We start from the raw sequence: 26,020 nt of genomic DNA on the forward strand, positions 1-26,020 counted from the left end.
CTCAGTACCCCATCCCGTAGTCGTCGTCGACTTCGGGCTGATCGATCTCGATGCTCGGCGTGTAGACCGGGCGCCTCGCGCCCGCGGCCACGGCATGCGCGGAGCGGCGCTGCGAGCCTCGGGTGCGGGACGCCGCCGCGTCTTGAGAGATCACGTCGCGCTTGACCACCGAGTCATCGACGGCGATCACGGCGTGGTCCAGGCTGTGCCTTCCGGTGGAGCCCAGCTGATCCAGCTGCCACGACATCTGCACCCGAGCCTTCAGAGCCGCCGAGGACGCGAACTGCTCGTTCTTCTCGCCGTCGTAGACGCTCTCACGGTTCTTGGCCGCCTCGACCAGATCGGCGAACGCGCCGGCGTAGGCCATCCGGTCCATCAGGGTACCCCGCAGCGACACGTCTTCTTCCAAGTTGCGGATGAGCCCGGTCGCCGGGTCCTCCAGCGCACTGGCCACGCGGGCCACGTACTCCGGGTTGACCCTGACCCCGAAGCCGTCCTTCGATTCGTAGAACTCGATGAACTGCTTTTCCCACTCCTCGGCCGCAGCCTGGACGGGCTCACCGTCCAGGAATGCCGTGCGCCACTGGCCCGGGCCGACACGTTCGATGCTGCGGCCCCTCCAGAGATCACGGCCGGGGCCCTGGAGCATCGCGTATTTGTGCCGGGCCTCGGCAGCGTCGTGCTTCGCCTGCAGGATCGACTGGGTCACCGGGTAGGTGACCTCCAGGACGGCCTTGAGATCCTCGCCGCGCAGCGCGCGCACGGCGCGCTGGCTGAACGCGCCACCCAAGCCGGTGCCGTGGGACTTGATCGCCGTGGCGAACATCGAGGCTTCCTGGTCGGATTGGGTGATGCCGGGCGTGCCCTGTGCATCGCCCAGGTTCCGGGCGTAGTCCTCGAGCTTCCTCTCGCTCCCCTTCGCGCCGGTCCTGACACAGACCTCGCGCACGCTCTGCAGGTGTGCCTCGCGATCCGCGAACGTCAGAGCCGCACCGAACTCACCACGCTGCGCCCGGCGGTACAGCCCGCTCAGCTCTTCCGTCACGAACTGCTGGGCGAGCCTGACGTCCTCCGGCGAATCCGAACCCGTGAGGGCCCGCAGCCGGAGCCGGTTGGCCTCGCTCCGCGAACTCTCCAACTCATGGGCCATTCTGGCGTTCTTGGAGAGCGCGACCTGGGTGTCCAGCGACACCTGCATGGCCAGCGGGTGTGAACCATCGCCCCTGACCACTCCGGTGTCCAACAGGTTGGCCGGCACCGAGAGCTTTGCCAGGGCCTCGGCCTTGGCTGCCTCGCTGTGCAGCTTCACCACGGCGACGGCATCACCGTCGAAATCGCCGTCGAAGCAGGCGTCCATGACCGGGTTGATCGCCGCGCCGGTGAGCCGGTCGTCGATCGCCACCCGCATGTAGCGCACACCGGCGTCACGGAGCACCGGGTCACGCCACACCAGCGCGTGGTCGCCCTCGGCGAGCCCCAACTTCGCAGCCTTGACCGAGCTGAGGGCGACTTGGTCGACGTCCAGCCGTGGGTCTGCGGTCCACACCATCGTCGCCGAGTCGGTGAGCCGTGAGGACATCAGCCCGGTCTTGAAGATGTTGCTCGTGCCCGTCAGCACTCGGTTCTGGACGTCGGTCGTGATTGCTTCGAAGGCGCGCTGAGCGCGCGAGACCGATTCGCTCATGCCGCGACGCACCTCGGCGCGCTTCTCGGCAGGCAGACCCTGGCTGTCCAGCTGCTCGGCCATGTAGCGGTAGCGGCAGGCCTCCACGAAGACGTCCTGGTAGCTGCGGGTGTAGTCGTGCGTGACGGAGGACCCGTCCTCGAACTCCTGACCACTACGCAGATGCGAGGACATCACCGGCAGCTTCCACGAGCTCGCGCTCACCGTCTCGGTCTGCTCACCGGTCGGATACGTGAGCGGAAACGGGATCTCCATGTCGCCACCGCGGTCGCCGATGAGGTCGCCGAAGGACTCGCGCATCGCCATGATGTTCAGTCCCGGGAGCTGGCCCGCCCTGCGCGGCTGCGTGCGCAGCAAGTCGGGCATCGGGATGAACCGGCGCTCGGTACGCTCGTCGAGGCCCTCGGCCTGGCCGATCACGCGCAGCGTGCCGTCAGCGTCCATGTCCATGCCGGATACCAGCAGGTACTCACGCAGGCTCGACTCGGCCCCGCTGTTGTGGCCGTAGAACTCGCGCATGATCGCCGGACAGTCCTGAGACTGCAGCGCCCAGGCCAGTTGAGCGGAGGCCTTACGGCCCTTGCCGGCACGCACCTGCTCGTCGTCGTAGATCTTCGTCTTCTCGTCGACGGCCATATGGGTGACCACGAAGCGCATCTCGCCCAGGGCACTCGGCCGCAGTTCTCCGTTGGGCGAGCGCAGATCGGAGACGTTCCCGCTCATCAGCTCGCGCGCCGAGCCCGCGTTGCGCCGGGAGATGAGGCTGAACGGACTCATCACCACGTCCAGACCCGGGTTGGCGCGGAACCAGTTCACCTCTTCGACAACGGCCTGCCGCTGCGCGTCGTGCAGAGGCATGTCCCGGTCGACGATCAGCGAGATCACGCCCTTGTTGCCGTGCAGATCCGAGATCTTGTCGCCCACGACGAGATCGCGCTCCCGACCGCCGGTCCCGCGGATGCGGTGGCGCCCGGCGAATTCCTTCGACACGACGATCGGGTCATCAGCCGTCCAGCCGCCGAAGGTCATCAGCGCCGTCTTCGCCGGTGCGGTGACCTCGGAGGACTGCATGATCGTCGAGGCCGTCATCTGCTGACGGTCGAACGGGTCGTACCGCAGCGTCTCGAGCTCGGGGAGAGCCATGAGCGGCGCACGCTGTCCGGCCACGCTCTCGTCGCCCGGCACGATCCGACCATCGCTGCCGACCTGGGCCTGAGTGGTCAGGTACCGCACGATGCCCTGGTTGGTCGCGCCCCCGGTCATCACCGGGTCGAAGTAGCCGCCGGGCGCTGCCACGTTGTTCCGGTCCTTGCCGGTGAGCACCGCCATGTTCCGCCCGCCGGTGAGCCGCCAGGCGTCGAAGTGGTTGTCATCAGCCGGGTCGGTTCGGTCGCGCTGGGCCCTGTACTCGGCGTAGACGGTTGAGCCGGCCTTGATCTCGTTGGAGTAGCGCACACGGCGCGCCTCGGTCTGCAGGATCGCTGCCGTCCACTCGTCCAGGTGTGCCTTGAACTCGCCGGTGGACTCGTCCCGCCGGTACGTGGTGGCGCGCTCGATGTAGTCGACGGGGTGCCTGGTGCCGTAAAGCTGTGAGTAGACCGTGTTGAGTGAGGAGGGCTCGCCGGTCTCGCTCCGCCCGGTGATGACGTCACCGGCGATCTGGTACTGGATGCGCTCGTGCATGAGCTGCTCGTAGCCGCGCAGGCGCGTGCGCTCCTCGACCGAGGTCGGAGCCTCGCCTGGGGTCTGGGCCGTGATCGTGGCCTGGTAGCCGGGCACGATCAGGGCGTTCTGCCCGCCGGCGAAGGCGGTGGTGATCTCGCCGTACTCGCCGACATCGAACACCTGGCCGATCTCGCCCGAGATCGGAGTTCCCTTGCCGTCACGGCGAAGCTTCTCGCCACTCCAGCGAATGACGCCGTGATCGTCGACCAGGATCTCGGCGACCGTCGCCGCGTTGCGCTCGATGCTCTCGCGCACGGTGACCCCGATACGCCGCATGAACGCGGATTCGTGATCGGCGATCGGCACGGAACGCTCGGCGTTGAAGCGGACGAGCCGGTCCTTGAACCGGGTCGTCTGGAAGGTCGAGCCCATGATCTCGTCAGGGGAGATCTCGCAACGACGAAGCGCTGAGGCGAGGTTGTCGAGGTTCGACCACTGCCCGGTGGGGCTGGTCATGTATCGCGCCACCCGCTCCGGGTTGAAGCGCTGATCGACCCACTCGCCGTCGACGTCGTGGGGCTCCGCCTCCCAGGTCCCGATGAGTTCGAAGGGAACGTCCTCAGCGTGCTGTCGGACCTTCTCGACGGCGGTGCCGCCGTAGACGAGGTTGCCCATCTCGGGCGTCTCCTCGGCCTGCAGCTCGCCGATCTCCTCCAGCCGTTGCCGGTACAACTCTTCGGTCGCACCCGGGCGCAGCAGTTCGCTGTGGGCGCCTGTGAGCACGTCCCAGTACGAGCGCTGGATCGCAGCGACCTCGGAGTCAGCCGAGTACTCCGGCGGTTCGATCGCATCCAGCTGTCCGCCGGTTCGCTCCAGCTCCGTCTCGGCACGGGCAATGAGGTCCTCGACGCCGAGGGCTGCCCGCAGGTTCTCCCGAGCGCTCTCGACGGCGGTCTTCGCATAGGCCGCGGCCGACTCGGTGTCGATGAAAAAGGCCGGCAGTGAGCGGTTCTTCGCGTCCCGGCGCAGCATCACCTTCGAGCCGGGCCTAGGGCCGGACTCACCGGGGGCCACGTAGTCGCCGACCACGAACATCGAATCACGGTCACCGTGGTAGCTGTCGGGCACATCCACCACCATGCGGCCACGGCCGCGCTCCTGGTGCGTCGCGCCGGTCTCGCCGGCGGCGCGCCCCGGAACATCCGTACGCTCGACGCGATGTCCCTGGGCGAAGCGCAGTAGTTGGACGGCCTCCGCCGGCGAGGGGGAGTAGACCGCCGTGCCGCCGGGAACCCGGTGGTTCGTCGAGTAGCGCAGCACGGTGCCCTTGTCGTATATCCGAGCTCCGGCGTACTCCTCCTGGCGTGTGTCGATGAGGCGGATCTCCATGCCGGTCCCGGCGATCTTCGCCTTGATCTGACCTGGCTCGCGGTCGCGCATCACCGCGTAGGACACGCCCTGGGCCTTCAGCTCTTCGAGCAGTGCTGCCGAGCGCGCCACGGCGCGCCGGGACATGAAGCGGTTGCCGTCGACGCGGTTCGTCTGCGGGTTCCGGCTGCCGTCGATGACCCACTCGCGCACCTGGTCGTACTCCTGCCGGCTCATCTTGTCCATGAGCGCGGTGAGTCCCGCGGCGTCGTCGATCGTCATCGCGCGGCCTGCCTGGAACGGCCGGCCGTTGTCGTCGATGCCCCAGAGCACCATGTTCCCGCGCCGCGGGTCGGCCAGGGTCTCCACCTCGCCGCCGGCCACGCGTCCGATCGTCTCGTCCGGCAGGTACAGCAGCGCGGTTCCGGCGCGCTTCACGGTCGCGCGTTCGGACCAGGCGGGGTCATAGGGGCTGATCGGCAGCCGGGCCGACTGCGAGTCGACCTGGGCACCGACACCGGTGACGCGGGTGAACTCCCGCTGCAACTGCTGATAGCGCTCGTTCCGGGGGGAATGATCACCGAACTGCGGCTCGTAGTCGGACACCTTCTCCGCGAACGCCTGGTCGATGGCGGAGAGGCAGTCCGCGATGCCCAGCCGGGGGTCGGCCAGTGCGGTGGCCCGCCGGCCGAGGATCTCGTCGACTCGGGCGCGGATCGCCTTGGCCTGGGAGATCGGAATGACCTGTCCGGCCTGCATCCTGGCCTGCTCGACTGCCTTGTAGTAGACGTACTCGTAGAAGTACTTCCGCAGTCCGCGCGCCTTCTTCATAGTCAATCAGCTTCCTGTGGATGCTCCGGTATGCAGAGAGCTTACATTGCCTATCGAAAGAGAGTTGAAAGCTATTTGAAAGGCCAGTGCGGAGGCTGTCTGTCTCGGGTGAGAGATCGCCTCGGCACTGGTGGTGATCCTTGTCCGACCCCAAGCGGCCGTCGGCTACTTCGAGTTCATCTCGATGGCCATCGCCCTGTCGAACCGGCCGTCGGCCAGCACCTCCCAGCTCGGCAGCGAGGCCAGGTACTGGTAGAAGGCCGAGTGGACCTTCACCGTCGCCAGCGACTTCAGGTCCTCCTCGGTGACGTCCTCCTCCGCGAACACCCGCGAGCCCTCGTCCTTCACGTGGCCGTTGATCAGGCGGGCGGCCTTGGCGTACGCGTCCGAGCGGATCTGGCTGACGTAGGTCTGAGACCCATCGGCGCTGCGCAGTTCGCCGTCGCCGCCGACCGAGAAGTGCTCGCGATCCTGTTCCAACTCGGTCTGCGCGGACTTGTAAGCCTCAGCGATCTCGATGTCCAGGCTTCTGACCTTTGCCGAGCCGTCGGGATTGACCAGCATCTCCTTGCTGATCGTCCCCTCCGCGTAGAGCAGACGCCGCCGCTCGACGCTGACCGCCTGACTCTCGGCGACTGCGACACCGACCTCGACGTTCTCGATGAACTGGTCCTCGTCGAACATGCTCATCCCCTCGTACTCGTCGGGGTCGACGACCACCGGAGCGTTGGGGTCATGCCCCTCGTCCACCGTGGTCATCGTCGTGATGACCTCCATGACCTCGTCGGCGTAGACGTCCGGGTCCAGGCGCTCGATGTCGACCTCCCGGTAGCCGTAGATCTCCTTGTACTGCGCCTTCGCGTCCGCGGCCTTGACCGCCTGCCGCATGCGCTTCTCCAGCATCTTCACGAAGTCCGGCTGATTCATCCGCACGTCGAAGTCCATGGCACTGGACAGCGTCGGGATCGTCTGCAGTGAGTACGTGTGCCCCGGGTGCTTGATCGTGTCCCTCAGCAGCCGGACCGACATCGGCAGGATCGTCTGGTTGCGGTTCCAGATCGGCGCATCGCCGGCCCGGAAGACGATCGAGTTGCGCGGCGAGAGGAAGGCCATGTCGTTGTAGCTGATCAGCGGCTCTTCCTTGGTGCTCATCGTGTAGGAGACCCGGCCCTCGGTCTTGCCGCCGATGACCTTGTCGAGATCCTGGCTGATCTGCTTGCTGTCCCTGTACGAGCGGTGAGTCCTGCCGCTCATCTTCTCCAGCGTCTCGATCATCGAGTCGTCCGTGGATTTCAAGAACACGATGTTCGAGGTGTTGCCCTGCACGATCTTGTCGACGCTCTCGCCGTAGACGTCGCGCAGTTGCTGCAGGGTCTGCAGGATGAGCGTGAACTGCTGCTCCTGGCCCAGGCCGATGGAGAGCATCGTCGCGAAGCCGTCGATGCCCTTGCCCTCCGACTGCAGGTTGCCGAGTTCGTCGAGCATGAACCGCGTGCGGTAGAGCGGCTTCTGGTTCGACTTCGTCATGTACGACTGGTCGGCGCTCACATCGAACAGCTGCTTGACCAGAATCAGGATCAGTTTCGCGTACTTCATCAGGTGAGGCGGAGTCACCAGGAACAGCGCCTTCGGGGCCTCCGAGTAGCGAGACAGTTTCTGCGTGATCGCCCGTGCCTGATACGAGACCTTCTCCGGGTTGCCGCCGCCGGAGAAGTCGAGCCGCGTGTCCGGGTAGAGCGTGTCCCCGGCCTGGAAGGACAGGATCTTCCCGTCCCGAGTGCCACCCTCACGCACCGGCTTCAGCTCGCGCATCACGCCGTTCTTCACGATCTTCTTGCCCGTCACCGGCTCGACCACGTAGTGCCGGCCATTGAGCGAGACCTGGTGGGTCTTCGTGAAGCTGAAGTAGAAGGTGCGCAGCAGCATCTTCGTCTGGGGGTTGACCAGCTCCAGCTTGATCCAGGTTTCGGCGCCGGGGAACTTGCCCTTGAAGTTGTACCGGGCCCAACCTTCGCGGCCGACGATCTCCTCGTGCTCGAAGTCCTCGCCGAGGTTCTCGGTGAACATCGGGTCCGCGTAGGCGGACCACACGGCCTGCTGACCGACGAGGTGGTCGCGCTTGACGTAGTTCGGCGCGAAGCGCACGCCGAGGCGACGCGGGAAGCTCAGGCCGGCCAGGTCGGTGTTCTGCGACGGCTTGCCCGAGGTCAGCGTCGAGATCGTGGGGTCGGTGAAGAACGACATGGCGGTGATCGCGATGCCGTACACAGAGGCGAGCATCTTCTCTGCGCCGGCCATCGAGCGCAGCGCGTTGTGGGCGTTGCCCACCATCGTGCGCATGTTGTTGCGGGGCAGCGCTTCGCTCGCGTTGAAGTACAGGCTGAGCATGTCCTGATCGGCCTTGCCTTCCCACATGAAGGCCCGGGCCGCAGCCTTCGCCTGCTCCTCGGCCAGGGCGGCCGCGTCGTTGTCGAACTCGCCTGCCTTGACCCGCTTTTCCAGTTCGGCCTCAGGGTTCTTGACCTTCTTCGAGCTCATCTGCACGAAGAGCTGGTAGCAGTTGTAGAGCGTGACCTTGCCCCAGAGGTCATCGAGCTTCTGCTCGAGCAGCACCGGGTCCATGTCCAGCACGGCTGCGGCGCTGCGCAGCTCCCGTTCCTCTTCCAGGTAGAAGTCGATGAGTCCGTAGGCCGCGCGCTTGAAGGCGTTGTTGGCGGCATTGGGCCAGACCGGGTCCTCGCCGCCGTCGAGCGGAAAGAAGATCCCGGCGATGTTCTCCACATACAGTGCGCACTTGGTGAAGTTGCCTTCACGCGCTGCGTCGGCCGCCAGCCCCAGGGGGTTGTAGATGTCGGTCTTCATGGAGTTGATCAGGTTGAACTGCACCGGCTCGAACCCCCTGGTGACCAGGGGCACGTAGTTCTTCACCAGCAGCTCGCCCTTGGGGTCGTTGATGACCATGTTCGAGGGCTTCTTCTCTCGCGACCACATGTCGATGACCGGCTCGATGTACGTCTGGCCCTTACCGGCTCGGGTGATGGCCAGCACCATGGTGTTCACCGGCGCGGTATCGACTATGTACGCCCCGGCAGGGCGCTGGACCTCGTACTCCGGGAACGTCCAGTCCTCCTTGATCAGGGCAGCGACGGTCTTGTATGCGTTCGATCCGAAGCCGAGTTTGTCCCGGTTCTTGCCGTCAGGGTTGTACGGGATGCGTGTGGCGTCGTACTTCTGTCGCAGGGTCTTGTCAGCGGGGAGGCCGGAGGCTTCGAACAGCTCGTCGCCGAAGACTTCGTCGATGATCGGCAGGGTCTGCGTCAGCGGACTGCCTTCGTCGTCGTCCATGGCCTCGCCGGCGTAATAGACGAGGTTCCCCTCCTCATCGGTGACGTCCTCCTTGGCGCGCTGGGCGACCTCGACAGTGCCCAGACCCTTCTGCCTGAGCATCATGTGGCTGAGCATCGAGCTGACCTGCACGCTCGAGTGGGCACCGGCGTCAGGGAACCAGTCGTAGTTCTGCTGGATCTCTTCCGGCAGGGCGATGTGCTGGTCGTTCTGGTACTGGTTGATGTCGCTCGTGGTGTTCATCAGGTTCGCCGCGGCGACCCTCCGCGAGAACCACGTGCCGATGACGAGGGCGACCATCAGACCCGAGCCGAGCGTGATGAAGAGCTTGAACCCCGAAACGTCGGCCAGCTGCTCTCCGACCGTCGTCGCGCTCTTCTCGGGCTCAGCCGGCCTGCCGGCGCCGAGGTTGCCGTCCTTCGCAGCGGTGTACCAGACGGGGACCGGAACAGCCCCAGCGCTGGGGTGACACTTAGCCTTCACGTCCGGGTTGCCGTCTTCGGTCAGGGGTCGGTAACACTTCACGACCGAGCCGCCCGCACCCGTCATGGTGTCCTGAACGTAGTACGCACTCGGCTTGCCGCTGCCGCTGCCGGACACACCCGAGCCCACGAACACGCCCGCCGAGAGCACCGCCGCGGCGATGAGCGAGTAGAAGACCCAGGCAACGACCGTCACCAGCACTCCGGCAATGACCGCGACGACGATGCCCGGTCTGGTCGACCTCAGGGTCAGGAACTTGCTGCGGTCCAGCTGCTGGTTGTCGTGGACGTCTCGGTTCGTCAGCGTCTCGCCGGGCTTCCGCGCCGAGATCTTCTCCCAGCTGCTCGCCTTCGGCCGCGCCGCCTTCCGCCTGTTCGTGGCCATCGTGATTCCTTACTTTCGAGCCTTGCCCAGTTCGCTGTCCCGCTGTCCGTTGCGCCCGGCTCGGCAGACGACGACGGCGCATGGGGAACGCGCCCCGTGCGCCGTCAGATCACCCCGTCGGTCATGACCGGATCACTCAACGGATGAAGACCACCCCGACGATGAAGCCGGCCACAGCCATCAGGAGCGAGAGCGTGACGATCATGACGACGAGGATCTTGTTCGAGCGGCTCTGCATCTCGGAAGCCCGTGCCAGCTCGTTGGCGTAGGCCTCCTTGTCGGCCTGCATCTCCGTCAGGCGGGCTTCGTACCGCCTGGCCGTTGAATCCTCGACCGCCGTCAGCTGCTCGAGCAGGTCGGTGGCCCGCGTCACCTGGAAGTTGGTCTTCTCCTTCTCCAGGTTGAGGTTGTGCTGCCACTCGGCGTCCCGAGTCGCCATCTGCGTGATGGCGTCCTTGCGGTTGCGCTCGAGCTCGTCCTCCATTCGGCGGATCCGGTCGGCGTGCTCAGAGCGCATCGATTCCAGGAGGTCCCGCTGTTCCCGGCGCAGGATGCCGATCTCGTCCGTGGTCCGCTGGTGCTCGGCCAGCGCCTCGGACTGGGCGATGTCCGCCTTGCGGTTGTCGTCGACGATTCGCTGGATCTCGGACTTCCACCGGTTCAGGCGCTCTTCCTCGGCCGCCAGGTACTCCGACTGCCGCTCGGCCAGCACCTCGAATATCCGCGTCTGCCCGGTCTGCATCTTCAGCGTTGCGTCCGACCGCCGGACCCGCAGGATTTCCTGCTGGTTGTGCGCGTGGGTATCCTCGATGTCCCGCTCGATCTGGGCGACGGAGTCAATCTGCTCGCGCTCCATCCGCGAGCGGTTGCGCTCCTTGTACTGCAGCTCCGCCGAAAGCGCCGCCTGCTGGGCCACCTTGGCGGCCTGCGCCTCATACTCCTTGGCGATCTCCGCCCGGCGGGCTCGGGCCTTTTCCTCCTTCTCTGTCTGCCGCTGCTGGTGCTCAGCCTCGGCCGCGTCCTTCAACAGCTTGTACCGGGAGCCCTCGCGGTCGGTGGCCACCGCACGGATGACCTGCTCGGTGTGCGCCGACATGAGGTTGACGTAGAGCGCACGCAGCTCAACCTCGTGCGCGGAACGGAGCTGCATCAAGTCCGCGTTGGCTTGCCGGTTGAGCTGGGCGACCTGGTCCCCGAGCCACTCGGTCGCTCCCTCGGGCACGGCGATCTGTACGACCGGTGCGCCGATGGTGAAGGTCGCGTTGAACTCGTCAAGCCGGACGTCCAAGTCCAGCTCCTCGGAGAGGAACCGGCGGGCGATGACGTCGCGTACCTGGGCCTGATCCGCCAGCAGCACGGCGTCGCCGGCTTCCTGGTGGTCGCCTTCGATGTCGTAGCCGGCGCCGGTCTCGTCGAAGCCCTCGTAGCCGGTCACGTCGTCGCCGTCGTAGTCCGGCTCCGACTCGACCGAAACGGTGTCCATGTCGTCCCCGTCGAACACGGGTGCGTCCACCCGTTCATCGTCGTCGACGACGTCGCCGAAACGCGGCTCGTCGTCCAGGCCCTCGTCAGCCCCCTCGTCACCGGGGATCTCATCGAAGATCGCATCCCCCTCGTCCTCATCGAGGAGCGCCGGGGAGGGGTCGGCGGTCCCAGCCTCGGCGACCAGGCCGCTGTGTTCTTCCCACGCCTTCTTGCCCACGGCTTCTTCGAGGGTCGTGACACCTGCGGCGACGAAGCGCGCCTGTGCGAAGGTCGCATCGTTCACCAGATCGACGAGCAGATCGCCGCCGGGCTTCTGCCACACGACGGCCCAGGCGTAGGTGGCACCGGTGAGCAGCGAGTACTCCTCCATGCGCGCGAGAGTCTCGTCGGTGGGGATGATGCCGAAGACTTCCTCCTCGAGCATCTCTGCCGTGGCCACCGTGCGGATCTGGTCGGAGCTGATGAGCTCGATGATCGAGCCCTTCGCCTCGTCCCGGCCGTGCCGCGTACTCAAGCCGCCGATCTCCTCGGCAGCAAGCACGAGCATCACCCAGGCCGTGCCGCTGGGAAAGACGAACGGAGTGTTCGACCGCAGCAACTCGACCGCTGCCGGGATCGCCGTCTCTCTCACCACGGAGGCCAGAAGCTCATTGGGCTTCTTCTTCCGTTCCTTCTTCTGGCGGACCGCCGCCGCTCCCAGAATGCCCATCGATGCCGATCTCCTCGCCAAAGGAACACAGTCCGCCTGGTTTACGAGCATCCTATCGTCGCCTTGTCTGAATAAGCAACCATAGGGCGTCAAAGGACTATCGGCCCGCTAGTCGACTAGGTTCCGTCGGCCTTTACCGACTCATCGCACCGCACTGACCTCGATGTAGGCATCGGAACTCAGCAGGTTCTTGTCGTCGCTGACCAAGTCGCCGACGACGTCGATGCGGATCCGTCGCTCTGAGGGGTGCTCGTTGAGGAAGGTCGCCACCGCGGTGGTGACCTCGTCGGTCAGCCTCGCCACGGCCGCACGCGCGCCGCCGGCATCGGAGTCGGTGTCACCCTTGTCCTCGATGAGGTACTGCAGCACCCTCGCATCGACGTCGACCCGCACGTTGTGCTTGACGAACACCTCCTGCACCATCTGCCGAAGCTTCTTCCGCACGATCTTCTGCTGCGTCGGCAGCGACAGCGGCTGGAAGGGTACGATCGCGTCGATGCGGCCCAGCAGCTCGGGCGGGAACCGGTTGTCGCCTGTCGTCGAGGAGATGGAGCGGCGGATCAGCTTCTCGTACTCCATCAGCTGTTTGCCCGAGCCGGTGTCGTCGGCGGCGTACTGCGAGATGCTCTTGTAGATTTCCGTGCCGGCGTTCGTCGTCAGGACGATGTACGTGTTGAGGAAGCTCACTTCGCGGTTGTTGTCGTCGTTGAGCCGGCCGTCGTCGAGCACCTGTAGCAGCACGCGCGTGACCATGGCCGAGGCCTTCTCGACCTCGTCGAACAGCAGCACGGCGTGGGAGAGGTCCCACACCCGCTTGGTGAGTTCGGAGCGGAAGGCCGCGAATGACGAGTCCTCGGCGTACTCCGTCATGTCGAAGCGGATCAGGTGCCGCTGGTCATCGCCGAACAGCAGCTTCGCCAGCTGCTTGGTGAGTTCGGTCTTGCCGACGCCGGTGGAGCCCGTGAACAGCAGGCTCGCCATTGGCTTTCCCTTGTCGTTGAGGTCGGCCACCGCCAGCTGTAGGCGACGCGCCACCGCGCTGGTCGCCCATTCCTGGCTGAACACCTTCTCGTCCAGCTGCTTCTTGATCTTCGCGCCGTCGACCTTGAAGGCCACGTTCACGTTCAGGGTCTCCATGAGCACGTCCGAGAGCAGGTCCCGGTCCATCGGCCGGTGCGTCAGGCGGGACCAGCCGACCATGGAGTCGAGCACGAGGATCGACTTGCGCGGTTGAGCGCTGGCCGGCATGTAGCGCTGGGTGTACTCGTAGATCTGCCGGAAGATGTGGTCGTCGTAGAACTCGTCGGCCACCCCATATCGTTCGGCCATGCCCTGCAGAATCTTGATGGTCGTCGACTGGTCGGGCGGGTTCAGGTTGATGCGTTGCAGTCGCTCGACGAGCGGCTGGTTCGGCGAGATGTGCTTGTGGAACTCCTCGTAGGTTGTCGCTGCGATGATCCTGATGCCGCGGGTTCCCGATGCGGCGAGGACCGGCTTGATCGCCTCGACGGCGGCGTCGGAGAGCTGCGCGACCTGATGGAACTCGTCGATGAAGAGGACCAGTTCGTGCCTCTCGTTTCTGACGAAGTCCTCGGCCTCGTCGAACAAGCCCTTGAGGATCGCGGCCATGTTCTCGGCGGTGCCCGCCTCGGAGATCATGCGCGCTGGGTCCACTTCCAGGTAGAGGCGGTCCTTGTCCACCAGCATCGTGGCCTGGACCAGGGCCGTCTTGCCTGTGCCGGCCTCGGCCAACAGGAGCGCGTTGCACAGCTCGGGACGGCTCAGCGAGGCCAGCAGCTGTGTCGTCTCGTGCTCGCGGCCGACGATGTCGCGCTCGGCCTTCTTCAGCGGCTCGGAGAGTTTGGACAGGAGCCGGTAGCGCTCGTTGAGCTGCACCTGTTGAAACATGCCACACAAGACCTCTCGACAGGACTGGCGATCCGACTGTGAAATCAGTCGAAATCTATCATGCGCCACACTCGATAGGGCGTGCAGTGATAGGCAAAAGGGCTCGTGAGGGCATTCGTGGATGGGTCTTGGAAGGCGGCCGCGTGATCAGTGCTCGACTTCTCGTACGCGTAGGTCGTGCACTCCAGTGGATCAAGACGATTCCGTGTAGCCGAAATGCCCCTGGATGTCATTCCAGGGGCCCTTTCGAGGGCTTGACTCGGCCTCGCCCTTGGTGTCAGCCGACCGTCGGCTGGTCGACCTCGACCTCGGCTGCCTGTTCCCGCTCGGTCTCGGGAGCCGAAGACTGAGCCTGTGACTCCTTGGCCGCGGCCTGGGCCTCGCGGGCTGCACGCATGGAGGCCAATTGGCGGTCCAGCGTTCTGCTGTCGACCACGAACTCGGAGGCCTTGACGGACTTGGTGTTGACCACCAGGCCGGTGCCGTGCGTCGCGGGCATCACATTGCCCTTGAAGCCGTAGATGGTGCCGATCTCGTTGCCGTCCTTGTCCAGGATCGGCTCGGTGTTCGGCCCCGCGGCCTCGGCGATCTCCTCCATCTGACTGGTGGAGTACGGGGCGCCGTTGTTGTGGCGGACCTTGCCGTCCTCGCCCTGAACCCGATCGGACTTCAGATGCAGGTTCGTTTGCTTCGGGCCGCGCAGGTCTCGAGCGTCAAGCTGGATGTCGGCGTACCGGGACTTGCCGTCCTTGGTGAAGCCCTTCTTGTAGGCTATCGCGATGAGGTTGACTCCGGTCATCGCGCCCCGGCCCCTGAGAAGTGCCATGCTCTCTCCCCTCCACTTGTTCCGACTGTCATCCGACAGTCGACCGCGATCAGTCACATCGCCCGAACAAGACGTAATCGGCTTGTCTGGTTAGGGCTCAAAAGCGGTTGAGATGGACGGCTGATGCGAGTCGAATGCCATCTCGGCCTCTGCTGTGGTCACAGCCTGATCGACTCGGGCCTGGACCCGCACGACCAGGCCGGCGTCCAGCGAGGAAGCCTTGGACCGCCGCATCCCCGCGGCTTGCTCGCGCCCGGCGCGCAGCTCCGCGATTCGGGAACGCAACATGAGCGAGCCGGATCGCCGGCCCGTCTGCTGGGACGTCAGCTCCCGGGACACCCGTGTCATCGCCGCGACGTCGTTCACCGGCAGATCGGCAATTGCCTCTGCCTGACCGGACTGGTCCAGGTAGTCCATCGCCGCCAGCAGCAGCCGTCGGCGATCCCTGGCCGTCTCGACGAAGGCCTGGTGTGCGCGCGCGCCGATGACGACGTCGGTGACGAAGTCGTAGCCCAGGTGATGCAGATCCAAGCCTTTGACCTCGTCGAAGTCATACGCGGTACCGACGCCGACCTTGAAGTCCGTGCTGACCGCGTCCGCCTCCGTACTCGCCCGGTCCTCGGCGCCCGACCCCACGCGCAGCACCAGGCCGGAGGAAGCGAGATCGGCCCGGAGGCCGTGCAACTTCCGGTCATAGGACTGCTTCATCGTCCGAATGCGCGCGTCCAGCACCGCCCGGCCGCGCATGCCCTCGGTCAGGAGCCTGCCGCCGGGCTGACCGTAGATCGTCCGGCCCAGATTCTCGGCCTCCTCGGAGTCTTTCATCCGCTGCAGAGAGGCATCCGCGCGCAGGGCCATGAGCGAGAGCAGCCGCCGGCCGTAAGCCGCCACGTCCTGCTGCTGCTCGTGCCATGCGCCCGCACCGCCGACAAAGGGCAGGAAGTGCCGGTACTTGCTCATCAGCCTCCAGTGGTAGGCCTCCTCGAAGCGGTAGAAGTCGTAGAGCGGGCGCGAATCCTCGGCCGCCACACCGGCCTTCTCGGCCCGTTCCCACTGGTGGGTGAGATCGCGGTAGACCCCGGCCTTCTCCCGGTGATGCCGTAGACGTGAGGCGTAGCTGCGCAGCCGGAAGCCGAAGGAGACCAGATCGGCTTCCGTGTTCTCGTGGCCCACGCGACGATCTGCAGCCAGCGCCGCCATCTGCTGGTAGTCCATCCCCATGACTTCGAGCATCGGCGTGCGCACCCGCAGTTCCGACTCCGGCATGGCCCGAAGCATCTGGTAGATGCCGTTGACGGCGCGCTCCGTGATCTGCGTACGTCCCTGCTCGACGAGCTTCTGCCACTCCTCCGTGCTCAGAGACTCCTTTGCGCGGCGCTCGTTGGCGTAGTCGACGATGCGCTCCATGGCCGCGGGCATCGGGGACCCAGCACGTTCGAGCTGCTCCTCCACGAGCTCGGTCACCAACTGGTTCGCCTTGCGCATGCGAGCGTCGTCCGAGCCGGCGCGCCAAAGCGTTCGGTCCCCAGGCAGGCAGGCGACCAGAAACTGCGGCAGGGACTCGGCACGGATCCGCTCGTGCGCCCACCGCTTGATGAAGGTGGTGACGTTGCGCCGCTCGTAGCCGACGGCGCTGGAGAGGTGGGCGACCGCCTGCTTCTCGTGGAGCCAGGCATCGACGCCGCGGCGGAGCCGGGACTTGTGCCGGTCCAGTAGCTTGCCGCGCTGCGTGCCGTTCTTCGTCACCTGGCCCCGGCCGCCGTCGACCATGGCCAGGTGGCAGTGCACGTGCTCGGTGTCGACCTGGATGACCCCCACGTACCGCAGGTCGTCGAAGCCGCTGGTCCCAGAGCCCATCCGCTCCAGGCCGTACATGACCGCCATGCGCAGCTTCATCTGATCGATGTGGCCGCGGTAGTCACCGCGGGCTTCGCAGCGGAAGTCAACGTCGATGATCTTTTGCTTCCGCAGGTACTCCTCGTCGAAAGACAGCACGGTCTTCAACACGGTGTGCCCCGCGTCGAAGTAGTGCTGGATGTCCCTGCCGGCCGCCTTGAGCTGTTCGTCCGAGAGCGAGACCGAGCCGTAGCCGAAGGCCACGCCGCCGTGGCCTTGCGCCTGGCGCATCTCGTGCTTCGCCGCACCCCGCGAAATGCCGACGCGCTCGACGGCGGACTCCCTCGCCGTGTAGCGCAGGATGAAGTCGTCGGTGCGCAGACGCTGGATCGGAGCCAGGGACTCCGTCGCCTGCGCGCGGGCCATGTACCGGGTGATGTAGTCGCCCGGCGTCGCGCCGCGCGATCCCTTGCCGCCGGGCAGCTGCACGGTGAACTCATTCACGATCACGATGTCCTGCTTCAGGCCCATCGTCGCTCTCCTTCCTGTCTCGCCACCGATGCACCACGGGCCCCGGCTGCTGTCAGCCGGCTCCCCGGGCCGCGCACGTCATGCCTGATCCGTCCTCAGGAGCCCAAGCTCTGCTCGTCGTCAACGCCGAAGTCCAGATCGGCCGCACGCCGGGCCACCTGGAGCTTGCGCTCGTCCAGGCTCGGGACGGGCTTGGCCTCATGTCGGCGTGCCTCCTCCTCCCGGTCGGGAGCGAGGTTCAGGTCGCGTTGCGCCTCACGGGTCGGGACCGAGGAAGCGGACGGCACCTCCTGCTCCACAGCCTTGTGCAGTGGTGCAGCCACGCGCTCCCGGTAGAGGTTCTCCATGGTGCCCTCGGTGCTCGCACGCTCGGTCTTGTACTGCTCCCGTTCGGCGGCGATCTCCGCCTCGATCTGCCGCAAGCGTGCGTTCATGCCGTCAGCCACCGGCGCTGCCTCGGGCGCGGGCGCTCCGACGACCTGCTTGGTCTCGGTGTCCAGGCCCAGCTCGTCCTCGGTGAACAGCGGGTTGATCGCGTCCGAGCGCGACTTCAGCCCGCGTGCGTCGACCACGGCCTCGGCCCGCGGGGCGCCGTTCTTGGATTGGTCGGCGAAGTAGCCGGCGAGGTCGTAGCCGCTGGACTCGAGATCGATCTCCAAGCCCCCGATGCCGTGGATCTGGGTGAAGACCACGGGCACATCGCCTTCGGTCTGCACCTCCGACGGAGCGAGGACGAGCACGTCCGCCGTGGCCGGCAGCTCCCACTCGATCCCGGTGACCTGCTCGGGCACGGTGAAGCCACTCGTGAAGTATCCCTTGCCGGCCAGCACCACCAGCTGCTGGTCGTCGAACTCGTAGAAGGCGTCCACCCTCTCGCCCTGGCCGGGGGAGTAGGTCACCTGGGATATACCGAACGGCAGGGCCTCCGCAGGGGTGACCGAGCGCAGCTCGCCCGTCATGTGCAGATACGGACGGTAGTTCTCCTCCCGGCCCCGATGTTTGAGGTCGAGCGATTCGACCATGACGCCGAGCTCGACGACCACGCCCTCCAGCCGGTACGTCTCCACTCCTCGTTCACGCAGGACACGGTGGGCCCATACGTCGTTCATCGTCAGTCCTGCGGTGCGCATCACTTGCTCCTCTTGCGAGTGGTCCTGCTCTGGTTGGCGGTCCTGGTCGTGGACTCCGGTGTGACGTGGGTCCCGGTCGCGTCGCCCCGGGCGTCCTGGATCCTCGCGATCATCCGTGTTGCCCAGCGCCACATGCCGCGCATCACGACGATCTCGCCCGCGACGAGCAGTGCGACCAGGAAGAGGAGCGGCATTAGCCACATGGCGACGGTTCCATCAGCGCTGAGCGCTACCCGGGATGCGCCCGACTGCTGGTGCAGCCATGCGCCCAGCAGCGGGATGATGACCACGGCCGTGATGCATGCCAGCAGGTAGTCGGCGAGAAGGACGACGGCCCGGAAGAACCCCGCCCACACCACGACGGAGACCCCACCGGCCTGATTCCCCGGAGCCAGGCGCCGCCATCCGGTGTGCGGCTTCGCAGCCTTGGGCTCCTTCTCAGGCTTGGACGTGGTCTTCCTCGCCGCCGAGGCCGTGCTCGTCGGGACAGTCGTCTCGGTCTTCTCCAGGGCCTGAGTCGACATCTTCGTGTCCTTACGTCTCGTAGAGGTCTTCTGGGGTGCGTGCCGAAACGGTGGGTGTTTCGCTCACCGGTTCGGCTTGGGGGAGGACTGCTCCTCGCCGGCCCCGACGAGGGCGTCGCGGGTCTTGCCGGAGGCCCGGTAGGCGTCCAGCGATGTCGCCGTGCCGTCCTGAGAGGTGGAGTAAGCGAGGACCACGAACTCGCTCTTGGCGGCGCTGCTCTTGTCCGGTCCAACGCGGACCGGATCGAGACGGGCCACCCCCGTGTAGGAGTAGTTCAGGCCCTGCACTCGACTCACATGCATGTCCAGATCGGCAAGCGCGTACGTCGTCCCAGCGCCCTTCGTGGCCCCGGTCGCAGTCATCCACTCCGGCACGAACTCAGTCAGTACCCGGGACTTGTGGTCGAGGAAGCCGTAGCGCGCGTCGAGCAGCGCCTGCTGCTCCTTGACGGTCCGGCTCGACGCCGAGCTGTCCGTGAGGCCGAGCAGAAGGGACCGGCCCGTCGTCCTGTCACGGTTCACCCGCTCGATGTCCACGCCCGGCAACTGGGCCAGCAGCGCCGTGTGCCGTGCCGCGAGCTCGGTCCGGGCGTCGTTGAGGTCGCCTTCGAGCTTCTGAACGACCGCGTTGTCCTGGATGTCCGACACCGCCGGACCGTCGCCGAGCAGTCCGGCTCCGAGTGTGACCACCGAGAGCGCGAGCAGCGCCCCGGTGCCGCCGAGCAGGATCCTCCCGGCGTGCAGGCGCAACTTGTCGTTGATCTCCTCCTTCACGGTGCCCTCACCTCCTGCTCCAGAGCCTTGCCCGTGACCGTCGTACCGGTCCGGATGTTCACGAATGCGTTGCGGACCAGGTCGTAGTCGGCGCGGGCCCAGGCCAGCACCGCCGGCTTTTCGCCCGCCCCGGTCCTGGTCTCCATCGCCAGCCAGGTCACCGCGATGGTGCCGTCGTCGTTGACCAGGTAAGGCACCTGGCCGGCCCACTCGAAGCCCGAGTCGAAGCTCATGGGGATCCCGACGCCGGCTGGTACGTCCTTGTCGCCGGCGAGCAGGTACCACGGACCCAGGTCTTCCCGGTGTACCGAGGGGGCAAAGTAGGGGATGAGATTGCGTAGCGTCGACTGAGACGTCGCCGCGTCGAGCTTGCCGCCGCCTGCCGCCACCTTGGGCGTCAGGTAGCGGTAGTCGTTCTGCAGCTTCGCGACTTGACCAGCCGCCCTCAGGGCCGCGGTCAGACCACGCTCGGCGTCGTCGGCCTTCGGTAGCGCCGCGGTCTTCGCCTCGGTGATCCTGAGCTGCTCCCGCAGAGAGGACACCTCCGGTACAGCCGTACCGCGCTCCGCGCTCTGGCCGTCGGATATTCCTGCGGAGAGCAGGAAGCACAGCAGTGCGCCGACACCCATGCTCAGACCGGCGGCAAGGGTGCGCTTGCGCAGGCTGCCCGCGGGCTCCATGCGCTCAGGAGTGTCCGCGCCCTCCTGCGAGGACCTGGACGTCGCGACGAAGCGCGTCTTGCGTACCGCGGACCCGCCCGACTCATCGGTCTGTGTCGACGCCATCGCTCCTCAACTCGCTGTTCCACTCAAATACCAGTCTGACTCTATCAGTGAGACGAGTCGAAAGGCTGCATGAGTCATTTGGAATGGCGAGTCTCGCCGCTCGCCGGCACGCCGGAGAGGTTCGCGACCTTGCCCTGGGCGTCGACCGTGACGAAGAGGAGCGCGCGCCGGTACGCCGTGACACTGGCTTTGCTCGCCTTGTTCTGGGACGTCGCGTCGGAGGTGACCTCGACGTCGGCAAGGACGGCGTAGGTGTAGACGCCCGCCTTGGCGTCGATGACCTCCACGTCCGGATCCGCGCCGAGGGCCGAGTTCAGGCCAACCGCGTCGATGTAGTGGTAACGCCGCCCTTGGGAATCCTCGTTGAACCTCGACGGGGGCATGAACGACTTCAGGAACTTCTCGTTCTCGGTGAGGTCGAACCGACTCTTCAGCCTCTCGCGCGCAGCCTCGTAGCTCTGCCCCGAGTCCCACGTGAAGACCATCGAGAGCAGCGACTTGATGCGCTCACGGTCGGTGCTCAGCCGACTCCGGCTGACACCCATGGCCGCCATCACGTCCGCGTCCACCTGCTCGGCGTCACTCTTCCGGACTGCCGCCAGATGTCCCTCGATCTCGTTGATCCGGGCTTCCTGCTCAACCAGGGCCGCGTGCCGACTGCTCCAGGTCACTCCGCCAACCGTCGCGACCACCGTGAGGACCGCTGCCGTCCCCAGGGCCGAGAGGTTGCGCCGGAAGAATCCCCGCCGCGCGGGTGCTGCCGTCTGCTCCGTCATCGCTTCCCGCCCGCCTCCTGTGTGCCGATGCCGCTGAGTTCGGGTACTCCGGACCCGGCCGGCATCCTGACCGCCGGGTTCTCGTGCGGAGCCCCGGCGGCGGTTACCACGAGGGCCAGGTGGTCGAAGGCCCCCGCCGTGCCATTGCGTACGTAGCGCGCGCTCGCCCAGGCGAGCACCTCGCCGCTCGTCGTGTCCCGGCACAGCCAGATGACCCTTGCCTGGTTCGTCGCGCCGGAGCCGCCCTTCACGCTCAGATCGGGCATCACCGTCTCGACCTTCCATGCGTACGTGCTCGGGGCAGCCGCCTTGTCGCCCTCGTAGCGGATGTACCAGGCGTGGCGCGGATCGATCTCGGTGGTCGCGTCGAACGGCGTCAGCGACGACGTGCTGTACGCCTCCTTGTCGCTGGCGAGGAAGGAGTCCTTGCCGAACAGCGGCGCCAAGTGCCGTCGGTGCTCGATGATTTCCAGCGTGGCCTGGTTCGGAGCCCCGTTCTTCGGGCTGGGCTGGACATCGGCCCGGTGGTACAACTCAGCGAAGGTCTGCTCACCCGCCGCGACCTTCTCCGCGTCGGCGGCTGCCGCCTCGGCGAGCTTTGACAACTGCGCGCCGACGTCCGCCTTCGCGGGCTTGGACCGGGCATCGTCCAACTCTTGCGTGAGCTGGAGGATCCGTGCCTTGTTGTCCGCTGTGGTCGTCTTGAAGCTCTCGCCGGTCACGCCCGCAGTGATGACCAGGGCGAGGATCCCGGCACTCATCACCGCGGTGACGCCACGACGGAGCAGGCGCGCGTTGTCCGCCGGGGCGCGGGCCTGGCCCTTCTCCCGCCGGCGCATCATCCAGCCCGCGAAGCGCTCTTCGAGTTCGACTCCGGTGACCTTCGTGTGCGTCTTCGATACCGCGGGCTTCTCCCCGGGCATCGACTCGCTCTCCTGTTCAGATCCGATGCCCTCGGATTCGTCAGGGGTTGTCGTCACGGAACGCTCCTCACTCCGTGTTGTTCTCATGAACGATCGAAGCCTATACGAAAAGCCATTCATGGCCGAGTGTGAATCCATTCAGTGAGAGCGTCGAAGGTGGAACCGGCGCGCGGGCCTGACTCGGACACGAAGAAGCCGGTGCCCGGATCGCCGAGCACCGGCGTCTTCCTCCCAGGTCAGGTGCTGCGCGTCAGGCCGTTTTGATCTTGTCGGAGGCGAGCATCGCATCCGACATGTCCACGAACTTCCAGCCTTCGGCAGCCATCCGCGCCGCGCTGTCGACGCGGACCCGGCCCATGTAGGCGCAGTAGCCGGCCTCACCGAGGATGACCTTGTCCCCCTGGACGCCAAGAACCACGAGGGTGTGGCCGACGGAAGTGGATCCCGGCCCGGACCCGACCGAGTAGGGGACGGGGGTCGACTGCATCGTCTTGCCGGTCTCCCTCGCGATCGTGTAGGCCGTCTCCTTGCCATCACCGACCGGGTAGGCCTGGAACGTCGTGTATTTGTTCACGAAGTAGGTGGAGAAGCTCACACAGTTCATCGCGTGGTTGTCGCCGCAGGAACCGGGGCCGCCGCCCGGACCGTACCGGTCGTCGAGGAACTTGTCGCCCTCCTTGTTGAAGAGGTCGACGAGGGCCTGGGCCTCCTCTTGCGTCATCCCGCCGTCCTTCGGCGAGATGGAACCGCCGGCCGTGGAGGCGCAGTTTCCCAGGATCGTGTTGATCGCGTTCGATATGTTGTCGATGATCCCGCCGACGATGTCCTCGACGCCACCGACGATCGAGCTGTCGACCGACCAGCCGCTCATCTTGCCGAACCACATCTCGGCGTTGTCGCCTCGTACAGCGAGCCCGGCCGCGCCGTCGGCGGAGCGCTCCCAGTTCTCGTGAAAGTGCAGAGCCGCCGCACGCGGCGAGCCCTGCGACTTCCTGAGCATGTCCTTGAAGACCGCAACGTCGCCCGGGTTGTCACCATCGGCCATGAACGCCAACTGGGCCTTGATCGTGAACCAGTCGACGCCCTTGCGCTGCGCGTACTGGCGCAGGAGCGTGTTGCGGCCGAACGTCCACTGCCCAAGGCCGATACCGTTGTTCGTGTTCTGCGCGGCGTCGGCCTTCGCGGCGGTCATGGCATACGTCCCCGTCGGAAAGTTCTGCACACTCGTCGGGTCGATCCCGGACTCCTGTGACCAGTTCCCGAGGATGCCCGCGATGTTCTCCTTCGGCATCCCCCAAGTGCTGAGTACCGAGTAGATCTCCTTGGCGTTCTTCTCCACGTTCGCCGGGACTGTGGCACCGGAACCGGTGCCGACGTTGTCCGCGTTGACGACGCACGCCGCTCTGTTCGCGTTGATGCTGCCCTCGGTCAACGCCGTCGAGTTGAGGACACCGGTCAGCACCGTGCCCAGCAGGGCCACGGTGGCGGTCATCGCGACCGCACCCGACAGCGTTGCCGCTACAGGGGCCATCGTCGCAGTGACGGTGAAGCCCAGGACCGCGCCGGCCCCCTTGGCCAGGAAGCCGCCGATCGCCATGAACGGTGCGGCGATCGCATGACCAACCGCCTTGAGGATGTTGACAAAGAGAGTCCACAGCAGCTTCCCGGCGTTGACGGCCATCGCCATGGCTGCGAAGAACATGGACTTGAGCCAGTTCAGTAAGGCCATGGCCATGACCAGGCCCATGGCCGGCGGAGCAGCAGACGCACCACCGCCGATGGCCACGCCCTTGGCCGCCTTCGAGCCCAGGCCCTCGTCGTCCTTCGTCGCGCCGCGCTCGTAGCCCGTGCCGCCGACACCCAGCTTGCGCTGGTCGGCCGGCTTGGCGTCCGGGCTGCCGCCGGTGGCCTTGGACACGCCTTTGACCGTGTCCTGGGCACCCTCGACAGCGAGGTTCTTCGCTGCGCCAACGGCGGCTCCCGGAAGGCCGCCGGCCTGTGCGCCGGCCACGGCACCGGAGACAGCAGCTCCCGCGTAACGCCCGACGTTGCGACGGGTCGCGCTGCTGCCGTCTCCTTCGATCGCTTTCTGGGTCGCGCCTCCGGCCAGGTTCCCGGCGACGCCGTTCATACCCTGCTTGATCGTCGCCCCGGCGTTCGCGGCCCCGGCTGTCTTGCCTGCGGTGTCTGCACTGTCCGGTACCTTCGACCCGGCCTCCGCCATCTTCGGTCGCGCGGTGTTCGCCGTGCCGGAGGGGTCAGAAGGACCGGAAGGACGAGGAGGACCGGAAGGAACAGGAGGACCAGGAGGGCCGGAAGGGCTAGAAGGATCGGAAGGACGGGAAGGACGGGAAGGATGGGAAGGATGGGAAGGACGGGAAGGACGGGAAGGACGGGATGGGGAAGGACTGGAAGGGTCAGCTTCCCGCCCCGGGAGCTGCTTGGGCACGGCTGTCTTGCCCTCAGGAGGCTTCTCGATGCCCTCCTTTCGGGTGGGCGCTGCCGCCTTCATCCTGCTGTGCCGGCGCAGGGGCGCCGCCGAATCGAGGCTCTTGGTCCCGCGACCCTGCCGGGGCATCCCCTGACTCGCCGACGTGTCCGGCTGGTCCTTCGGCGTCCCCCTCTCGGAGCTCCGATTCGGCTGGTCGGCGGCCATGCAGTTTCCTTTCCGGCTCAATCCAGGTAGCAGGATCCGACACTCCTTCGCCGCACTCAGTAGAGCGTGGTGAGGAAGTCCTTGTCGTCGCGCACGGTGCTGTTGGACTGCACGTCCCGCAGACTCACGTCCAGTCTGAGCAGTTCGAGTGAGAGGTCCGACTGGTACTTGGACTTGTTCACTGAGTAGGTTTGATACGCATGTGAAAGGTTGTTCATGATGTTCATGAGCGGGCGCATCGTCACGTCAGAGGACTGGTAGTCCTTGGTGAGGCTGGTGCCATCCGAGAGAATCCACTGCATGTCCGAGATCTGCTGAATCGTCGGATCCGACCCCTCGTCACGCTTCTTGGTGAACAGCTGGGCGTAGCTCTGTCCGGCCGGCACGAGGGCGTCCAGGTAGCCGTCGTAGACGTTGCCTGTTCGCCAGTTGAGGTCGAAGCCGCCGGGGGCGACGTGCTTGGTCTGCAGCGCCAGCGTCGAGACACCGTCCTTTGCCTCGGCTGCGGAGACCCCCGTGATCTTGTCGGTGGCGATCGAGGCCGGAACGGTCGGCGGACGCAGGAACAGCCCGTCGATCTTCGTCATCTGCAGGTCGGACGTATAAGACCGAATCTGCGTCAGATTCGCGCGCATCTCGACGAGCTTCTGGTCCAGGGCCTTTCTGGCCTCGGTCTCCTTCTTCTTGAGTGCGACCCAGTAGTAGGCCTGCGCGGGATCGAAGGTCGGAGCGTCGAGCGCCGCGATCTTCTGGACCCCGGACGCACCGGGGTTGAAGAAGACCCGCCATTGGTCGTACTTGGTGAAGGTCTCGTCACCGGCCAGCTTGCCGCTGCTCTGCTTCGGTTGGGCTCCGGGCGCGGTGAGTTCGGCATTCGCACGGACCGTCAGATTCAACACCTGACGGTCGAAGGGCCGGTCGGCGTTCAGGAGGACCCCGATGTAGCCGGTCGAGCCGAAGGCGTAGAGGGATCCCTTGATCCCGCTGGTGCTGACCGGCTCGCTGTTGAGTGAGGTGTCCGACCCGAGCAGGAACGCCCTGTAGTCCGCGGCGTTGTACGAGATCTGAGCGGTCGGGCTGAAGTGCATCATCACGAGCGCCCTGTTGCCGCGCTGGTTGGTGTAGACCCCGTCCACGGTTCCGCCGAGATTCGTCTTCGACGTCTTGAAGTCGCTGGTGTACAGCGCCGTCTGTGACAGCGAGTCACGTCCCGCCTGGTATGCCGAGATCCCTGATGCGCCGATCGCGATCGCGCCCGTGGCCGCGAAGATGCCGAAGAACACCCCGAACCGCTCGATCGCGTGGTGCGAGTCAAGCTTGAACTTCCTGCTGAAGCCCAGTGCCTTGTTCCTGATCCCCATGTTCTGCTCTCTTTCGCGCCTGCACCGTGCTGCGAG

General features: G+C 66.1%; 14 protein-coding genes. All 14 read right to left on the minus strand.

Annotated elements, in window-relative coordinates:
* Position 1: 1 nt before the first annotated feature.
* Complete coding sequence (locus C0216_RS11170; protein WP_114055119.1) at positions 2-5,548, minus strand: hypothetical protein; 5,547 nt, start codon at positions 5,546-5,548, stop codon at positions 2-4.
* Positions 5,549-5,713: 165 nt separating this feature from the next.
* A complete protein-coding gene (locus tag C0216_RS11175; protein ID WP_114055120.1) occupies positions 5,714-9,760 on the minus strand; it encodes a type IV secretory system conjugative DNA transfer family protein in 4,047 nt (1,348 codons plus the stop codon).
* Between the two features lie 136 nt (positions 9,761-9,896).
* On the minus strand, positions 9,897-11,954 hold the full coding sequence (locus C0216_RS11180; protein ID WP_114055121.1) for a hypothetical protein: 2,058 nt from the start codon (positions 11,952-11,954) through the stop codon (positions 9,897-9,899).
* 141 nt (positions 11,955-12,095) lie between these two features.
* On the minus strand, positions 12,096-13,850 hold the full coding sequence (locus tag C0216_RS11185; RefSeq protein WP_216827068.1) for an AAA family ATPase: 1,755 nt from the start codon (positions 13,848-13,850) through the stop codon (positions 12,096-12,098).
* Positions 13,851-14,139: 289 nt separating this feature from the next.
* Positions 14,140-14,688 carry a hypothetical protein gene (locus C0216_RS11190; protein WP_114055123.1) on the minus strand — a complete coding sequence of 183 codons (549 nt, stop codon included), beginning with the start codon at positions 14,686-14,688 and terminating at the stop codon, positions 14,140-14,142.
* A gap of 90 nt (positions 14,689-14,778) precedes the next feature.
* On the minus strand, positions 14,779-17,055 hold the full coding sequence (gene mobL, locus C0216_RS11195) for a relaxase MobL (RefSeq protein ID WP_114055124.1): 2,277 nt from the start codon (positions 17,053-17,055) through the stop codon (positions 14,779-14,781).
* 95 nt (positions 17,056-17,150) lie between these two features.
* The gene (locus C0216_RS11200; RefSeq protein ID WP_114055125.1) at positions 17,151-18,185 is read right to left on the minus strand and encodes a hypothetical protein; all 1,035 of its coding nucleotides are present in this window, start codon (positions 18,183-18,185) and stop codon (positions 17,151-17,153) included.
* A complete protein-coding gene (locus tag C0216_RS11205) occupies positions 18,185-18,709 on the minus strand; it encodes a hypothetical protein (RefSeq protein ID WP_114055126.1) in 525 nt (174 codons plus the stop codon). The genes C0216_RS11200 and C0216_RS11205 overlap by 1 nt, the downstream gene beginning before the upstream one ends.
* Positions 18,710-18,772: 63 nt before the next feature.
* Entirely contained in the window at positions 18,773-19,483 is a 711-nt protein-coding gene (locus C0216_RS11210; RefSeq protein ID WP_114055127.1) for a hypothetical protein, read from the minus strand.
* Entirely contained in the window at positions 19,480-20,268 is a 789-nt protein-coding gene (locus C0216_RS11215; RefSeq protein ID WP_114055128.1) for a hypothetical protein, read from the minus strand. Before C0216_RS11215 ends, C0216_RS11210 begins: the two co-directional genes overlap by 4 nt.
* Positions 20,269-20,342: 74 nt before the next feature.
* Positions 20,343-21,044, minus strand: a complete 702-nt coding sequence (locus C0216_RS11220) for a hypothetical protein (RefSeq protein ID WP_114055129.1) — start codon at positions 21,042-21,044, stop codon at positions 20,343-20,345.
* Positions 21,041-22,024, minus strand: a complete 984-nt coding sequence (locus C0216_RS11225) for a hypothetical protein (RefSeq protein ID WP_114055130.1) — start codon at positions 22,022-22,024, stop codon at positions 21,041-21,043. The genes C0216_RS11220 and C0216_RS11225 overlap by 4 nt, the downstream gene beginning before the upstream one ends.
* A 193-nt stretch (positions 22,025-22,217) precedes the next feature.
* A complete protein-coding gene (locus tag C0216_RS11230; RefSeq protein WP_162793169.1) occupies positions 22,218-24,098 on the minus strand; it encodes a phage tail tip lysozyme in 1,881 nt (626 codons plus the stop codon).
* A 581-nt stretch (positions 24,099-24,679) separates the two neighbouring features.
* On the minus strand, positions 24,680-25,984 hold the full coding sequence (locus C0216_RS11240; RefSeq protein ID WP_114055133.1) for a hypothetical protein: 1,305 nt from the start codon (positions 25,982-25,984) through the stop codon (positions 24,680-24,682).
* Positions 25,985-26,020: the final 36 nt, after the last annotated feature.

Origin of the sequence: Streptomyces globosus (genome assembly GCF_003325375.1) — a bacterium.
Classification (GTDB): domain Bacteria; phylum Actinomycetota; class Actinomycetes; order Streptomycetales; family Streptomycetaceae; genus Streptomyces; species Streptomyces globosus_A.

What these genes read in the sequence shown, in the direction of transcription:
- C0216_RS11175 (WP_114055120.1), bottom strand. Translation starts at nt 9,760, where the DNA reads ATGGCCACGAACAGGCGGAAGGCGGCGCGGCCGAAGGCGAGCAGCTGG.
- C0216_RS11215 (WP_114055128.1), bottom strand. Translation starts at nt 20,268, where the DNA reads ATGGCGTCGACACAGACCGATGAGTCGGGCGGGTCCGCGGTACGCAAG.
- C0216_RS11170 (WP_114055119.1), bottom strand. Translation starts at nt 5,548, where the DNA reads ATGAAGAAGGCGCGCGGACTGCGGAAGTACTTCTACGAGTACGTCTAC.
- C0216_RS11190 (WP_114055123.1), bottom strand. Translation starts at nt 14,688, where the DNA reads ATGGCACTTCTCAGGGGCCGGGGCGCGATGACCGGAGTCAACCTCATC.
- C0216_RS11230 (WP_162793169.1), bottom strand. Translation starts at nt 24,098, where the DNA reads ATGAACGGCGTCGCCGGGAACCTGGCCGGAGGCGCGACCCAGAAAGCG.
- C0216_RS11220 (WP_114055129.1), bottom strand. Translation starts at nt 21,044, where the DNA reads ATGACGGAGCAGACGGCAGCACCCGCGCGGCGGGGATTCTTCCGGCGC.
- C0216_RS11240 (WP_114055133.1), bottom strand. Translation starts at nt 25,984, where the DNA reads ATGGGGATCAGGAACAAGGCACTGGGCTTCAGCAGGAAGTTCAAGCTT.
- C0216_RS11205 (WP_114055126.1), bottom strand. Translation starts at nt 18,709, where the DNA reads ATGTCGACTCAGGCCCTGGAGAAGACCGAGACGACTGTCCCGACGAGC.
- mobL (WP_114055124.1), bottom strand. Translation starts at nt 17,055, where the DNA reads ATGGGCCTGAAGCAGGACATCGTGATCGTGAATGAGTTCACCGTGCAG.
- C0216_RS11180 (WP_114055121.1), bottom strand. Translation starts at nt 11,954, where the DNA reads ATGGGCATTCTGGGAGCGGCGGCGGTCCGCCAGAAGAAGGAACGGAAG.
- C0216_RS11200 (WP_114055125.1), bottom strand. Translation starts at nt 18,185, where the DNA reads ATGCGCACCGCAGGACTGACGATGAACGACGTATGGGCCCACCGTGTC.